The 15,787-nt window shown below is 36.2% G+C and carries 11 protein-coding genes; 7 read left to right on the top strand and 4 right to left on the bottom strand.

Annotated elements, in window-relative coordinates:
* Positions 1–203 precede the first annotated feature (203 nt).
* The 5 genes from FHR29_RS22170 to FHR29_RS22150 all read left to right on the top strand — a co-directional run bounded on the left by FHR29_RS22170 (position 204) and on the right by FHR29_RS22150 (position 8,174).
* Positions 204–785, top strand: a complete 582-nt coding sequence (locus tag FHR29_RS22170) for an RNA polymerase sigma factor (RefSeq protein ID WP_132841186.1) — start codon at positions 204–206, stop codon at positions 783–785.
* A gap of 100 nt (positions 786–885) precedes the next feature.
* Positions 886–2,073 (top strand): FecR family protein, encoded by a 1,188-nt coding sequence (locus FHR29_RS22165; protein WP_183917269.1) that lies wholly within the window; start codon positions 886–888, stop codon positions 2,071–2,073.
* Between the two features lie 132 nt (positions 2,074–2,205).
* Entirely contained in the window at positions 2,206–5,553 is a 3,348-nt protein-coding gene (locus FHR29_RS22160; RefSeq protein WP_183917267.1) for a TonB-dependent receptor, read from the top strand.
* Between the two features lie 9 nt (positions 5,554–5,562).
* Positions 5,563–7,014 (top strand): RagB/SusD family nutrient uptake outer membrane protein, encoded by a 1,452-nt coding sequence (locus FHR29_RS22155; RefSeq protein ID WP_132841191.1) that lies wholly within the window; start codon positions 5,563–5,565, stop codon positions 7,012–7,014.
* Positions 7,015–7,022: 8 nt separating this feature from the next.
* The gene (locus FHR29_RS22150) at positions 7,023–8,174 is read left to right on the top strand and encodes a metallophosphoesterase (protein WP_132841193.1); all 1,152 of its coding nucleotides are present in this window, start codon (positions 7,023–7,025) and stop codon (positions 8,172–8,174) included.
* A 61-nt stretch (positions 8,175–8,235) separates the two neighbouring features.
* Here FHR29_RS22150 and FHR29_RS22145 read toward each other — a convergent pair whose 3' ends face one another.
* Positions 8,236–9,447, bottom strand: coding sequence for a VCBS repeat-containing protein (locus FHR29_RS22145; protein WP_165902376.1), 1,212 nt, complete (start codon positions 9,445–9,447; stop codon positions 8,236–8,238).
* A gap of 203 nt (positions 9,448–9,650) precedes the next feature.
* Here FHR29_RS22145 and mnmD point away from each other — a divergent pair, with 203 nt between their 5' ends.
* Entirely contained in the window at positions 9,651–10,316 is a 666-nt protein-coding gene (gene mnmD, locus FHR29_RS22140) for a tRNA (5-methylaminomethyl-2-thiouridine)(34)-methyltransferase MnmD (RefSeq protein ID WP_132769087.1), read from the top strand.
* Positions 10,317–11,179: 863 nt separating this feature from the next.
* On the opposite strand, the gene FHR29_RS22135 is transcribed toward mnmD, so the two are convergent.
* From FHR29_RS22135 to FHR29_RS22125, 3 genes are read right to left on the bottom strand one after another with little or no spacing between them, the layout of a single operon-like run.
* Positions 11,180–11,677 (bottom strand): peptidylprolyl isomerase, encoded by a 498-nt coding sequence (locus FHR29_RS22135; RefSeq protein WP_021190473.1) that lies wholly within the window; start codon positions 11,675–11,677, stop codon positions 11,180–11,182.
* 30 nt (positions 11,678–11,707) lie between these two features.
* Entirely contained in the window at positions 11,708–13,711 is a 2,004-nt protein-coding gene (locus tag FHR29_RS22130) for a thioredoxin domain-containing protein (RefSeq protein WP_132841197.1), read from the bottom strand.
* A gap of 22 nt (positions 13,712–13,733) precedes the next feature.
* On the bottom strand, positions 13,734–14,219 hold the full coding sequence (locus FHR29_RS22125) for a histidine phosphatase family protein (RefSeq protein WP_021192343.1): 486 nt from the start codon (positions 14,217–14,219) through the stop codon (positions 13,734–13,736).
* Positions 14,220–14,534: 315 nt separating this feature from the next.
* Here FHR29_RS22125 and FHR29_RS22120 point away from each other — a divergent pair, with 315 nt between their 5' ends.
* Positions 14,535–15,767: a hypothetical protein gene (locus FHR29_RS22120; protein ID WP_132841199.1), complete on the top strand. Its 1,233-nt coding sequence runs from the start codon at positions 14,535–14,537 to the stop codon at positions 15,765–15,767.
* Positions 15,768–15,787 lie beyond the last annotated feature (20 nt).

Raw genomic sequence — 15,787 nt, 5'->3', positions numbered from 1 at the left:
AAAAGGTTTGTACATTTTATTGGTAGTATAATGCCTCTGCACGGTTAACGGTATGATGCCGGTATTTTAAATAATTATTAACAACTTGTTATTCTAAAAAGTCTTTTCTATTTTAGTCCAAAATAGTGACTCTAACCTATGTATCACTTTAAATAGATGCCTTTTCGTTTTTTTGAGAAAATAGTATTATTTCACACTGCCTTATGACAGATTCACAATTGATAGACAGTTTGAAAGGAGACGATCAAACGGGATTTGTTACCATCTATCATCGATTTTATAAGCAATTATTCTTTTTTATACTGAAGTATATTAAAGAAGCAGATATTGCGGAAGAGATCGTAGCTGATGTATTTGTTAAGGTGTGGGATCGTCGGATGGATTTCCCCACTATGGAAAACCTTCGGGCATTTGTTTATATTTCAGCTAAAAATGCAAGTCTTAACACGATTCGGGCAAAACGTTCCAAAGGTATTCATGAATCTTTATCAGACTATGAAGATCTTTTAGTTGATGACAAGGATGCCTTTTCGAATTTGATACATGCCGAACTTGTTCATGCTATTTTTACAGAAGTAGAAAAATTACCTGAAAAACAAAAAGAAGTTTTTAATTTAACCTTCCTAGAAGATAAGACCGTTGAGGAAATTGCAGAAGAACTGGCAATGAGTCCTTCCGCCGTATACACTAACCGTTCTCGGGCAATTAACACAATTAGACACCTGTTAAAGACAAAAAATACATTAGCACTTTTTGCTTTTTTATCTTTTGTTGGCCAAAAGTAAATATATATTTTATTTAACTCATTCTTAGATATTTAGGTGTTTTTCTCAAATATGCTGTAAGATTGTGAAGTTACTCGTGTTTCTATTATCAAAATGAATAATGGCAAACACGAAGCATCATATAGACAACACCTTAATCCTATTGCAAGAATATTTGAAAGGGAATATTCATCCAACTACAGATAGAGAGCTTCGGATGCTTTTTCAGCAATATCCAGATTTACGAATCATGGTGGAAAAGTTGGAAAATGCTGATCATTTGCGTCAAGAACTAGAATATTATAGTGTGCACGTCAAAGATATCGAAAAAAGAGAATCTCGAGTACTCTCCAATATCATGACAAAAATTGAGAAACCATCTTTAAAGAAAACGACAAGTTATAAAAAATTACCACTATGGTATACAGCTGCTGCTTGTTTCATTGGATTAGCAATATTTGGTATTTGGACCATCAAAAGTAAAGATCACAATAACAATATTGATGTTACAAAATTAGCAGAAAACCTGCACCCTGGTGGAAACAAAGCAACACTTCATTTTTCTGACGGGAGCAGTTTAGGATTAGATCAAAGCCATAATGGAATCGTTATAGGCAGTAGTATCACCTATAATGATGGTTCCGTAGCCTTAGGTAGCTCGACGGATAAAAGACAGATGATGACCTTATCAACTCCGCGGGGAGGGCAATATGAGATTCAGTTGTCGGATGGTACAAAAGTATGGCTAAATGCATCTACAAGTCTAAAATACCCCGATAAATTTACAGAACAGCAACGTTTAGTGGAATTAGATGGTGAAGCCTTCTTTGAAGTAGCGAAATCGCAAGGTAGACCATTTATTGTTATTACTGCAAAGGAAAAAATAGAAGTGTTAGGGACTCATTTCAATGTCTATTCTTATCCAGATGAGAAAGAATCCAAAGTTTCTTTAAAAGAAGGTAAAGTTAAAGTTTCTGTTCCCACTGGCGAAGAGAAAGTACTTGCACCAGGCGAACAGGCAGTGGTCAATGGAGAAAACCTTCGTGTGCAACAAGTCTCTATAGATGAAAGTATCTCTTGGACAAATGATGAGTTTATGTTTAATAATGAACCTTTAGGTACAGTGCTGACACAGGTCGCAAGATGGTATGATATAGATATCGATATAGACCCTAGTCTTTCAAAAATTACGCTATGGGGATCCGTTTCCCGACTTGATACTTTTGATAAAGTGTTAAAAATTATAAAAATGACTGACGATAAAATTAAAATTCAAATCGAAGGGAGGAGGGTAAAGCTTATGAAATAATGATTACACTCAGAATCTAAATATTTCGTAATCTTAAGTAGCTGAGGAAGGTGGTACTTCCCCAGCAATTGGTTCGAAAATTAAAAAATACTTGCTAACTATTTATTAAACTAACAAAACCAACCAAATGTAATGAAAAAGTATAAATACCTCATTATTATGAAAATGATTATTATGCTTCTTTTGTTTACCGTGGGACAGCTTCATGCAGGAAGTTTTGCCCAAACGGTACGTATTAAGAAGAAGAATAGTGCTATTGTTGACGTATTCCGTGAAATAAAAAAGCAGACTGGATATACAGTTCTTTGTAAATCGGAAATTATCAACAATACGCCTTCTGTAAGTGTAGATTTTGATAATGTAACGTTAGACCGTGCCCTTTCCGAGTTGCTAACTCCACGTGGACTGACTTATATTAAAGATGGAAAGTCTATCGTCGTTAAATCGGGTAAACCTGATTTTGATAACCAACAAACTATTAAGAATTCCAAAATCACAATCTTAAGCGAACAAAAATCGGTACATGGACAAGTAACAGACCAAAGTGGACAGGTGCTTTCTGGTGTCAGTGTTTCGATTAAAGGAACAAAAAATACTGTAGGAACCGACCAAAATGGCAATTTTTCGATTGTGGCATCACGAGGATCTATCTTACAGTTTAACTTTTTAGGTTATGAAAGAAAAGAATTAGAAGTTGTTTCTGAGACCGTAAATGTGAGCCTGCAGTTTAGTCAAGCAAATTTAGAAGAGGTTGTTGTAACGGGGTATGGTACGTTTAAGAAATCAGATTATACTGGATCTGCTTCAACAATCCGTACTGAGCGCATGTCCGACGTGCCTGCTGTCGATTTTTCGACAATGCTTCAGGGAAATGCGCCTGGGGTGCAAGTTAATTCACTTTCCGGTCAGCCAGGTGGTGCTACTGATATCCGTATTAGAGGAATGGGATCTATTAATGCTTCTAGCAAACCTTTATTTGTCATCGACGGTGTTCCGGTAATGTCTAATGATATTTCATCAAGTAGTTCAAATAATGCTGGATTGGATGTCATGTCTACTTTGAGTAATGCCGATATTGAGCAGATTACAGTAATTAAAGATGCCGCAGCAGCTTCACTTTATGGATCACGTGCTGCTGGTGGAGTAATTTTGATTACCACAAAGTCTGGAAAAGCTGGAAAGCCAGTATTCTCATTTAAGGGTGCTTATGGTCTTTCAAATCAAGCAACAGATTTCCGTGAGGTCATGGATGGTCCCCAACGACGCGAGATGCTTTTGGAAGGACTTCGAAACCGTGCTCGTTACATCGATAAGGTGGTCGATGATAACTTAATAGAAGAATATGCACAAGCGAACATCGATAAGTATGCACCTAAACCTTGGAGTGGTTGGACAGATTGGAAGAAAGAATTGTTTCGCCAAAATTCTCCTTTTAGAAATGCAGATCTTTCTGCTTCAGGAGGTGATGGTAAGCTCTCTTACTACACATCGATGGGGTATGTCAATCAAACAGGTTTGTCTTATCAATCTGGTTTTGAGCGTATAACTGGCCGTTTGAATGTTAAATATAAAATGAGCGATAAAATAGAACTTGGAGCTAATATTCTATACTCAAACATTGCTCAAGATGTGAATTCAGAGGGAGGAGCTTATACTTCACCGATCTATTCAACTCGTCATAAGATTACAGCTTCGGAGCCGGTGTACAATGAAGATGGTTCATTTTTCACAGATTTCTTTTCTAATGGACCGCGTAATCCTAAAGCAACTTCCTTGTATAATTACCGAAGAGAACAGGGTGATCGTTCTTTTAATACCGTATTTGCCAATTATAAGTTCTTTGATGGTTTAGTCTTTAATACAACTTTTAGTTTAGACCATACCAATACCAAATATAATTCTTGGTCAGATCCACGTACATCAGACGGTGAGAAAACAAATGGTTCTTTAACTACAAGTTTTACAGATTATAATCAGATCGTATGGCGGAATAGTTTAACTTATAATAAGACTTTTGCTAACAAACATCATTTGGATATATTGGGCGGATATGAGGTTAATAAATTTCGTAAAGATGGAATTGATGGTGCAAAAGATAATTTTCCTTCAGTAGATAAAGTTGTTCTTTCAAATGGTTCTGTAATTACAGATCTTTCTGGTTCCAATTTAGAATGGCGTTTGTTGTCTTACCTTTCCAGAGCAAACTATAATTATGATGATAAATATTTCTTTGGTGGTAGCGTTCGTATGGATGGTAGCTCTCGTATTCATCGCGATAGCCGTTGGGGGAAATTCTGGTCCTTATCAGGAGCATGGAAGTTTTCAAAAGAAAACTTTATGGAATCATTAGGTGACGTTGTAACTGACGGTAAGATTCGGGTGTCATATGGTACTAATGGTACTCTACCCAATACGTATTATACTTATATGGATTTGACCGGTTTTGGTTTTCCTTATCTTAATAATCCTGGTATAAGAGAAACTCAGATTGGAAACCCGGCTTTGCAATGGGAGAAACAAAATAATCTAAATATTGGATTAGATCTTCGTCTTTTTGATCGTTTAGGAGCTACCTTCGAATGGTACAGACGCCAGTCGTCAGATCTATTGAACGATATGCCTACGTCCTATACAACAGGTTTTTCTGCTTATCTAACCAATATTGGAGCACTTCGTAACTCAGGAATAGAAGTTGATTTGAATGCAGATATTTTAAGAGATTCTGAATTTAAATGGACTTCAAATCTAAATTTTGGAATGAATAGAAATAAGACCGTATCATTAGCTGATGGAAGTTCTGAGTTAAGGGACGGTACATTGATTCACCGTGTCGGCCAACCATGGTATAGCTATTATCTGATCGAATTTGCGGGGATAAGTAAGGAAACGGGTGTTCCGCAATATTACATCAATGATCCAGCTGATCTAGATTCAAGAGATATCACAGAAGATTATACCAAAGCAAACAGAATTCTTTATAAAAGTGTTGATCCTAAGTTGATCGGTGGTTTTACTAATACCCTTCGTTATAAGATTTTTGATCTAAACTTTACATGGACATATTCTCTGGGTGGTTATTCATACGATAGCGGTGCGAGTAAAACAGAGCTTGCTGGAAAAACGGGTTATGATAATATTCCGCAATATTATGAACGCAGATGGCAAAAGCCAGGTGATGATACCGATATCGAGATGTTTATGGTTGGAAATACTTACGATATGAGCAGTGTAGCCAATACACGTCGTGTTCATTCAACAGATCATATCCGATTGAAAAACTTGACTTTCGGAGTATCTCTTCCGCAACACATTGCACGTCGTCTTAAAGTGAGTAATATCAGAGCATATTGTTCAGGAGTCAATCTTTTGACTTTTGCAGCTTATAATAATTATGATCCTGAGGTACCTGTAAATGGTACAGTATATTTTGAATCCCCAAAACTGAAGACGGTTACTTTTGGTTTGGATATTAAATTCTAAAAAAAGACTATGAAACTTATATTATCAACGGTTCTGATATCTTGTACTTTGTTAGTTGGATGTGGGGACCAATGGCTGGAGAAATCCCAGCCAAGTACTTCTACAGAAAGTTCTGAAGCAATTAAATCTGCCCGAGAAGCTCAATATGCTTTAAATGGCATTTACGATATTCTACGTGGTTCTGAATATTATGGAGCTCGTATGACTTATTATGGCGATGTAACTGGAGAAGATATGTTGTCGAACGGTGACACAAAACGTGCGGCAAAATATTATCTTTTTGATTTTAACAAGGACAATACTCCTTCATCACTGTGGTATCAGCCTTATCGTGTTTTAAGAAATGCGAATGGTGTTTTGGCCTTCGTTAATGGAGCTGAGAAAGAACAATTGACCGATGAACTCAATGACATAAAAGGACAGGCATTAACACTTCGCGCGTTGGCACATTTTGATTTAGTTAAAGTGTTTGGAGATCCTTATACAAAAAACAACGGGGCCTCACTAGGGGTACCGATTGAAATAGAAAAACATAATTCAACTAATAAACCTGCACGTAATTCAGTAAAAGAAGTCTATACACAGATTGTAGATGATTTGGAAAATGCTGTAACCTTATTGAGTACTGCGAAAAAAAATGGCAAATTTAATAAATTTGGTGCACAGCAATTATTAGCAAGAGCTTATCTTTATATGGGCGAAAATTCCAAAGCTTTAACTGCCGCGATGCAATTGATCAAGGAAGCGGAAACAACCCAGAGCTCGACTAAAGGTCAATATCTGTTATGGACAAATAGTGAATACGCTTCTGTTTGGTCAAAGGATTTTACAAATGAAGTTTTGTTTCAGCTATCTATTGTAAAGACTGAAAACGGTCCTGGAAAAGAAGGAATAGGGTACCTATTGTGGAGAAATGGATATAATGACATTATTTTATCGGACGATTACATGAAATTAATCAAAGATGACTCCAATGATGTCCGCCATAAGGTCATTACAAAATATACCAGTAAACAGGTTGACTATTATTATTTGAACAAATATCCAGGAAATACTGCTGATGGTGAAAATCCTGAATTTGCAGATGTTCCTGTTCTTCGTCTTTCGGAGGGATATTTAATTGCAGCTGAAGCAGCAGTTAAAATAAACGACAATGCAAATGCTTTGAAGTATCTTAATGCTATAGTTTCTCGTGCTAATCCTGCAAAATCTGTTTCTGGTGTCGTTACTCTAGAACGAGTTATGGAAGAGCGCCGTCGTGAACTTGTAGGTGAGGGGCATAGACTATTTGATGCATTACGCAACAATATGCGCATAGAACGTAAAGGTAGTGCTCATAATTCGCCATCACTAAGACTGGAAACCAAATCGTTTGATCGCACATTTTTCAAAACGTTAATGGCGATTCCACGAATTGAGATTGATGCGAATAAAAATATCGTTCAGAACGACGGTTATTAATATATATTATGATGTATAATAGCATTAAATTTTTTTTAAAAACGAGTTATACTGATCCTAGGAGGATCAGTATAACTTGTGCTTTGACAGCGGTATTTATTCTTTTTCAGATTGCCGATACACATAGTCAAACGACATTGGGAAATAACGATGGCCCCTATTTCTTTTATGAAAATGGAGGAACGAAGCTTGTGCGTGTCGAGAATGGTGATATTCGAAGTGAAGTGCCGGTCAATTCATCATTTAAAGTAATGACAGAAGATGGTGAACATCAATTTGAAATAAAGCTACACCCGCATAATACACCTAGCTGGAATTCTCCAAAAAGTAATAAGATGCTTGTTTTGTCAGACCCTCACGGCGATTTTCAATCTTTTTATGCTATTCTAAAAGCGCAGAAAGTAATAGGAAGTAATTATCAATGGACTTTTGGAAAAAATAACCTTGTCATTATCGGAGATGTATTTGATCGCGGTAAAGACGTATTACCCATCTTTTGGTTAATCTATAAATTGGAAAACGAGGCTGAAAAAGCTGGCGGTAAGGTGCACTTCCTTTTGGGCAATCATGAAGAAATGATCTTACGAGGTAATTATAAATACACCCAAGATAAGTATAAAATGCTTGCTGACGCTATTGGAAAAGATTATCGTGATTTCTGGTCATTAGATACTGAATTAGGAAAATGGCTACAAAGTAAAAATACGATGGAGAAGATAGGGGATCATCTTTTTGTACATGCAGGACTTAGTCATACCATGCTAGATCCACAATGGACAATACCTGCAGTAAATGATTCTGTTCGTTTTTATTTGTTTCAAACCAAAGAAGAGAGACATAAGTCGCGTGCAGGTACTTTTCTATTTGGTAGTGAAGGACCTTTGTGGTATCGCGGCATGGTTCGTCAAGAAGAAAAGTATCACCCTTTAAGCGAAGCAGATTTAGAAAAAATACTGCAGATTTACAGTGCAAAAAGAATATATCTTGGACATACAATTTTTCCAGAAGTTACCTCTTTTTATAAAGGTCGCGTTGTTGCTGTAAATGTGAATAATGAAGCAAATAGATTAGGAGGCAAAAGTCGTGGATTACTTATTGAAGGAAATAAGACCAGCATCATTTATGATGATGTAAAGAAGAATAAGATATTAGCACAATAAAGTACTATTGTTTTATAAATGAATGTTTAGGCTGGGACTTTCCCAGCCTATTTGTTAAAATTTATTTTTGACCTAATAACAGACGAACCTGAGAGCCCCATCCGCCGATCACCATATCAGCTATTCCATCAGCATTGACATCGCCAACTGCAATACCCCAGCTTCTACCACGTGTAATTTCAGGGATTGTTTTGTCAGTAACAAAAGAAAAGTGACCCTTTCCATCGTTTCTTAAAGCTTGCACTTGCATCTCTTCAAAAGGAGGAATCTTGATTGCACTCAGTATAATGTCTAAGTGTCCGTCATGATCAAAATCAATTGCAGTAGCCGCATACGTAGAAAATGTTTGTTCTGGCATTCTAGATTCTGTTTCATCTACAAAACGACGGTCGCCCTGATTTATAAACAATCGGGCTCTGGGATCTTTATCTTTTGCGCCCCCATTACTTGTTAGATTGGCGAAAAGTATATCGGGTTTCCCATCGCCATTTGCATCAAATACAATCACCTCGCGCGTGTGTAAGGGGACCATGAGCGGTAATCCTGCGGTATGTTCTATGAAATTTCCTTTCCCATCATTAAATAATAAGCGATTTGGCGGAGTTTCGTTACCAATAATCATATCCATGTGACCATCAGCATCCAAATCTGCAAATTTGATGGATTGAGTTTGATCTTCAACCTGTGGAAGTGAAATTGAAGTATGGTCTAAAAAATAACCAGGTCGTTTAGCATCATTTATCCATAAAAAATTTTGTGGTGATTTACCCGAATTGCCGATAACAATATCCATAAGGCCATCTCCGTTGACATCTGCTATGTCTAGGCCGTTAGCTTCGCTTTTGCCTAATATTCGATCGGATACATCGATAAATGTGCCATCACCTTTACCTAAATAATACTCATGGTTCTGATCATCCTCAGCCACAAAAATAAAGTCTATAAAACCATCTTTATTAAAATCTGCCGCCCTTACATGCTCGGTATCATGCGGTTTATTAGCAAAAACACCTTTCTTCCAAGAAAACTTACCACTTCCATCATTAAGGTATAATCTGTTGGGTTCAGATTCTAGAGCCAGTACAAGATCAAGATCTCCATCAGCATCAACATCGATAAGGATTACATCCAAAGCATGGGCTTTTGCATCTTGTGGAATATTTGTTAACGTCACATCATTAAAATATTTCTGTTGAGCCACACTGCATTGCGTAGACCCAAACAATAAGCATATGCTCATATAACTTAGTGACTGTTGGATGTAATTTTTCATAATCATTTTGTTTACAAGATGTTAATATATAAATAATTATTCATTTTTAATGAAAGGTTTTTAAATTTTCTTGATAAGAACAAACAATTTTATGAGGTATTGTTTTTTACTTTAAATAACCTCAATGAAATATAAAGACTGATTATATGGATATCCATAGCAATTAAGTTCATTTTATTCTATTTTTGTTATATATGCGTGAAATGGAATTTGTAACAACAGGAGATGGTTCAAAAACATTGTTTAATGAACAAATAGGAGAGTGCTACCACTCCAAACATGGAGCTGTTCAAGAAAGTAAACATGTTTTTATTCAGACAGGACTTGATTATTACATTCAGAAACACTCCTTAAAGGATATCACTATTTTGGAAGTAGGTTTTGGAACAGGCTTAAACTTTACGCAAACGCTCGCTTATACATCTGGTAAAGAAATTTCGGTAGATTATGTAGGTATAGAAGGCTATCCATTGTCACTGGAGGTTATTCAGCAAATTGGTTATGATGCATTCGTTTCTGAAGAAAACTGGAATAATTATATATCAGGATATAAACAAGCTCTAAATGAAACTACGCAAATTGATTCAAATACGAATTTATATATCGATCATACCTTATTGATGGATTTTGGTTCAGATAAAACTTTTGATTTGGTATACTTTGATGCCTTTGCTGCTATTCATCAACCCGAAATGTGGTCAGATGAGGCTTTGGCCCATGTTGCAAAATTTGTAAAACCAGGAGGTGTTTTTGTTACCTATGCTATTACCGGCAATCTCAAAAGAAGCATGAAAGCACTAGGATTTACGATCGAAAAAGCACCGGGAGCACCAGGGAAGAGAGAGATGTTACGGGCGACAAAGGTTTAAGGCAATGATTCATAATAGTAGGTTGTGAATATGAAAGTTACAACAATATGATTATAAAGACAATTCTTAAAAAATAGGATTTAGCTAAAGTTTTTTAAGCTCAAAAGTTATAGGTTTGTGAGTTGGGCGATTCGGTGCAGTTAGGCCACAGATAGGAAGATGTTTTCCGTATTCTTCTTTCATTTTGTCCTTGGGGTCTCGATCATTTCAAGTCAAGAATATGGACCAAGTAACTGTCATGACCATTTTATGGTTTGGAGACAATTAAGAGTCAGACTACTTTGAAATGAATAAGAAGGATATGTAGTATTTGCGGTAGTTATACTAGAGAACACGCTATGGAGGCTATGAGTTACGCTTCATTTTAGAGTTATTGCAAAATAAGAGCGTGGTTTCGCATTATGGCGGAAGGCTTTCAACAAAGGAAAAAACGATTCCGCCACAGGGGTAAATGAAACAGACAGGTGGCGAAACGAGTTTGCCACGTAAGGAAATGGCAGGGATAGGCGACGACAGGATTTTGTCACTTGGGGAAATGATGCATGCAACCTACGACAAGATTCTATAACCTGTGAAATGATGCAGTCATAGGACAAAACGATTCTGCCACGTGGGGAAATGAAACATACAGTGGTCAATACGATTCCGCCACGTGCGGAAATGTCATATACTGGCGACGAAATGAGGCCGCCATAGTGCGAAATCGATGAAAAATTACCCTTTCTCTTCTCGCTGAAGTTATTAACCAACAGTCAGAACTGTTAGCTCCTTTCTGAAATTAGACAACACGTTATAATTACTACAAATAAAAACGGATGCTGGTTTGAACCAACATCCGTCTCTTATAAATATTTTGGTCAGAATTAGTGACCTTGAGTACCATCTACACCGTGAGAGTGACCATGAGATAACTCTTCTTCAGTTGCAGGACGTACATTTAAAATTTCGATTTCGAAATGTAATGATTTACCAGCCATTGGGTGGTTTAAGTCTGCAACTACAACTTCAGGAGTTACTTCTACAACTACTGCACGGAATTGGTTACCTTGGTTATCTTGTAAAGGGATAACTTCACCTACTGGAGGTAGACCAGTTTCTTTGAACATATCTGCTGGTAATTGGGCAACAGCACGCTCGTCTTTTTCGCCATAAGCATCTTCTGCAGATAATTCAAATGCAGTAGTGTCACCAACATTTAAGCCAGCGATGTTTTCTTCAAATTTAGGAAGCATCATGCCTACACCGTATAAGAAGTCTAAAGGATTTTCTGTTGTTGTTTCTTCTACGAATACTTTTTCGCCGTTTTCGATTGTGTGAAGTTTGTAAGTTAACGCTACTACGTCATTAGTTACTATTGCCATTTGTTTTGATTTTTGGGATATCCCCCGTTATTATTCTATTATTTTTATAAGTTCTGCAATTGTATTCTGTGGCAGACTGCATGTTTTATTTCGACAAAGGTATGCTTTTGAATTTAAACCCTGTCTATTTAATAACAATGGCAGACTGCTTTTTGTTCCACCCAATACAATTTTATTCGGAATGTAATAATGATCTAGCTCCTTACGAAATGCATGTGCATCTTCTCCAGTTAGCGCAATCTCATTGCAACCATACAATTCTTCTAACAATAATATTGCCCAATTTGAATATGCAGAACCATATGTCTTGATTTGTGGGAATACATTGGCAAATAACTGATCTGAAATTGCTGTATACTCCTCATTGTCAGTTAGTAGCCCTATTTTTTTTAATTGATGACAAATTGCTGATGTAGATGACGGAATGACATTATCCATGACTTCACTTTTTCGGGCAATTAATTTTTCTGCGCTCGATGCACTGTAGTAAAACGTTTTTTCGTTGCTATCATAAAATAATTCGATTGTTTTATCGAGTAAAGAGGTTGCTATTTGTAACCATTTTTCTTCAAAAGTAGCTTCGTAAAGTGCTGTAAATGCAGTGATCGTAAAAGCGTAATCATCTAAAAAACCGGGGATACTGCGATTTGAATCTTGTGGCTGATGTAACATACTGAAATCGCCGGCAATCAATTCACTCTTCAGAAATTCAGCATTCAGTAAAGCCAGCTCTAAGTATTCCTTTTTATCAAAGATGCGGTATGCATCAATCAGCCCCTTTAGTAGTAACGCGTTCCATGTTGCTAATTGTTTGTGGTCAAGTCCAGGATGAATACGATTTTTTCTGTAGTCAAATAGTTTCTTCTTTATTGACTGTAGATAAATTTCCCATTCTTCTGTGTTGTAGCCAGCTTCCTTAGCCATTTCATCAGCATCAATGTCACAAATCAATATATTAGTTTTTTCTTCTTCCCAGTTACCTTCAACAGTAATGTTGTAATAAGCTATAAATAAATCAGCATCTTCACCTAACACCGTTTTAATTTCGGCGATGTCAAATGTGTAGAATTTTCCCTCGACGCCTTCACTATCGGCATCTAAAGCTGCATAAAAGCCATTGTTCGGAGCTAACATTTCGCGTTGCGCCCAAGCAATTGTCTCTTCAACGACACGTTTATATAAAGGATGGGGTTGCTGTTGATAAGCTTCTGCATACAGGGAAATGAGTTGGCCATTGTCGTACAGCATTTTTTCAAAATGTGGGACATGCCATTCACTATCGACTGAATAGCGCGCAAAGCCACCTCCGATGTGGTCGTAAATACCTCCAGAAGCAATTTTTTGGAGCGTAAAATGAACATGGCTTAGTGTTTCAGTATCCTGCGCTAAAACAGCGTAACGCAATAAGAATAACCAGTTGTTAGGAAGCGAAAATTTTGGACTGCGATGGTAGCCACCGTCCCTTGGATCAAATAATTCTTTCCAGGGTTTTATAATATCTTCTAAATCTTCAAACTTATATTGCTCCGGTATTGCATTTATAGGTAATCGCTCACTCTGTTGAATGCCTTTTGTCAATTTGTCAGCATATTCCATTGCTACAGCAGGTTGTTCCTCCCACATGCGGGCAATCTGAATTAAAATATTCTGCCAATCATGAGCTTTGAAATAAGTACCACCGTATATGGGTCTACCGTCAGGTAAACAGATGCAGTTTAATGGCCATCCACCAGCATTTGTCATCAACTGTACCGCAGTCATATAGACCTGATCAATATCTGGACGCTCTTCTCTGTCTATTTTGATCGGAACATAAAACTTATTCATGGTCTGTGCGATCACATCATTTTCAAAGCTTTCGCGTTCCATCACATGACACCAGTGACAGGCAGAGTAGCCGATACTGATGATGATCAATTTATTTTCTTCCTGTGCTTTTTTTAATGCTTCTTCCCCCCATGGCATCCAGTGAACCGGATTATGCGCATGTTGTTTCAAATAAGGAGAATTTTCAAATTGCAATTGATTTGCCATAACCCGAAGGTACAAAAATGAATTATACTATGGTATTTAAAAGCGTAGCAGTATTGGATGTTAGGGTATTAAAATCAAAACCTTCATCAAGAATCAGATGTACAACTTGCGATGTTGATAAAGGGACAGATTCATTACTCACATATTCAATAAAATCTGATAAACCAGGGTTGTGGCCAAATATAAATAGTGTATGAATATGTGGTGGAACTTGGTTAATTAGTTTAAGAATATCCAAATAAGTAGCCTCATATAGCTGATCTTCTTTAATTAAAGCAATCTGAGGATATTTAATTGCTTTAATGAATATCTCTGCTGTTTCAGATGCTCTAATTGCAGAAGAGGAAATACAGAGCGTAGTAGAATCCGCTTGCATCTGTAGAGCAAGCTGATGGGAAACACGTTGTGCTCTTTCTATGCCTTTGTCTAATAATATACGGTCAAAATCTTTCTTAGAAAATGACTGTTCAGCCTTGGCATGACGGACGATATAGAGATTTTTAGACATATTCTGAAGTTATCCATATAAATATAAATAAAATCGATTTATTTATTTCAAAGATTAGGAAAGTTTAACATTAAATTAATGAAAACCACTGATTATCAGAAATAGCTTTAGGCTTTTAAAATATGATGATGTGTAAATTTTTTAGTTCTGTCCATATGAATAAATTAATGTACAATTTTACCGGTAAATCGTTCGAGATGTTGTAAAATTTAATTTTAATAATATACTTTTGGACATTGAAAAAAATTGCGATAAGTAGGCTGTACTAAGTTGCTTATTATTGAATTTTTAATTAATCTTTTTGGTTTCAATTTTATGTTTAAAAGTATATTAACAGCTTTATGTCTGTTAAATTTATTGTTATCATGTAGCCGTTCTGATGAAAGTATATATGCAGAAGATGTTGATAGTATTGATTTAAAGGCTAAACCTTTAGATTCTGTCACATTTGATGATGAGAAAGGACTTATTAATATCCATACTACGGCAAATGCTAATTTTTTAGGTTTTAATGATACAAGATTTTTGCTAAATATTGCAAATGATAATCATAGTTATTGTCATCCCGATGTGCTGTATTTTCCTACCGGTTTGAATGGTTTTAAATATTGGATGGTATTTACTCCTTACTTTGGTGCGGTAGGAACAAATCAAAATTCTAAGCGTTTTGAAAACCCAAGTATTGTTGTATCTAACGACGGGATCAATTGGACAAATCCTCCCAATTTAATAAACCCTATTACTGCTGCTCCAAATCCGAATGAAAGCATCAAGGAAAATAATCAAGATCCAAAACAAGGATTTTGGTCAGATGTTGATTGGCTCTATGTAAATAATAAATTTTATTTATACTACCGAGCAAGTTTTATTTCTGCATCAGCACTAAGAAAAAAAGTCGAGAAAAATAATGAAAATTTTAAGAAGTTAGAAGCTAATGCCCAAAGAACAATAGTCCGACAAACTTCCGGAGATGGGGTGAACTGGTCTCCAATGAGCATAGCTTTTACAAGTAACCCTCCGTTTTCTCCCCGCAATAACCATGTTTTATCTCCATCTTTTATTTATGATGGAAGTAAATTTATGAGTTATGAAATTGAGTTAAATATGGGTAAAAGAAGTTTTAGAGGAAATAATCCTTCTTATGTAATCCGTAGAACCTCTAGTGACGGACTAAATTTTGATCAGTTTAAACAAAGTAAAATAGTAAATTTTCTAAATAAGCCTTGGTTAAAACTAAATGCTGCATATTCACCATGGCATATTCAGGCAACTTATGTTGATGGATATTATTTTCTATGTATAGCTATTGGAGATGTTAAAAAATACACATCCGAAGCACTCTATGTAGCCTATTCTAAAGATGGTATTAACTACCAGGTTTTTCCAAAAGCTATCCTTGAACAGAATGCCTACCGATCGGCAATTTTTCCAATGAAGACAGATGAGAAAATTATTCAGATGGGGGCCATGATCGCTACAAAATCAGGAGAATTTAGATATAGGGAATTTACACTTAGTAAAGAAAAGATTGATAACTGTTGGAAATAATTTTATCATTTGCCTATTTC

Origin of the sequence: Sphingobacterium sp. JUb56, assembly GCF_014191365.1 — a bacterium.
Classification (GTDB): Bacteria; Bacteroidota; Bacteroidia; order Sphingobacteriales; family Sphingobacteriaceae; genus Sphingobacterium; species Sphingobacterium anhuiense.
This window is presented reverse-complemented; position numbering and strand designations above follow the sequence as displayed.

Coding starts and splice junctions, on each gene's coding strand:
- FHR29_RS22135 (WP_021190473.1), bottom strand. CDS start 11,677: ATGGCAATAGTAACTAATGACGTAGTAGCGTTAACTTACAAACTTCAC.
- FHR29_RS22165 (WP_183917269.1), top strand. CDS start 886: ATGGCAAACACGAAGCATCATATAGACAACACCTTAATCCTATTGCAA.
- FHR29_RS22160 (WP_183917267.1), top strand. CDS start 2,206: ATGAAAAAGTATAAATACCTCATTATTATGAAAATGATTATTATGCTT.
- mnmD (WP_132769087.1), top strand. CDS start 9,651: ATGGAATTTGTAACAACAGGAGATGGTTCAAAAACATTGTTTAATGAA.
- FHR29_RS22145 (WP_165902376.1), bottom strand. CDS start 9,447: ATGAAAAATTACATCCAACAGTCACTAAGTTATATGAGCATATGCTTA.
- FHR29_RS22150 (WP_132841193.1), top strand. CDS start 7,023: ATGATGTATAATAGCATTAAATTTTTTTTAAAAACGAGTTATACTGAT.
- FHR29_RS22170 (WP_132841186.1), top strand. CDS start 204: ATGACAGATTCACAATTGATAGACAGTTTGAAAGGAGACGATCAAACG.
- FHR29_RS22120 (WP_132841199.1), top strand. CDS start 14,535: ATGTTTAAAAGTATATTAACAGCTTTATGTCTGTTAAATTTATTGTTA.
- FHR29_RS22155 (WP_132841191.1), top strand. CDS start 5,563: ATGAAACTTATATTATCAACGGTTCTGATATCTTGTACTTTGTTAGTT.
- FHR29_RS22125 (WP_021192343.1), bottom strand. CDS start 14,219: ATGTCTAAAAATCTCTATATCGTCCGTCATGCCAAGGCTGAACAGTCA.
- FHR29_RS22130 (WP_132841197.1), bottom strand. CDS start 13,711: ATGGCAAATCAATTGCAATTTGAAAATTCTCCTTATTTGAAACAACAT.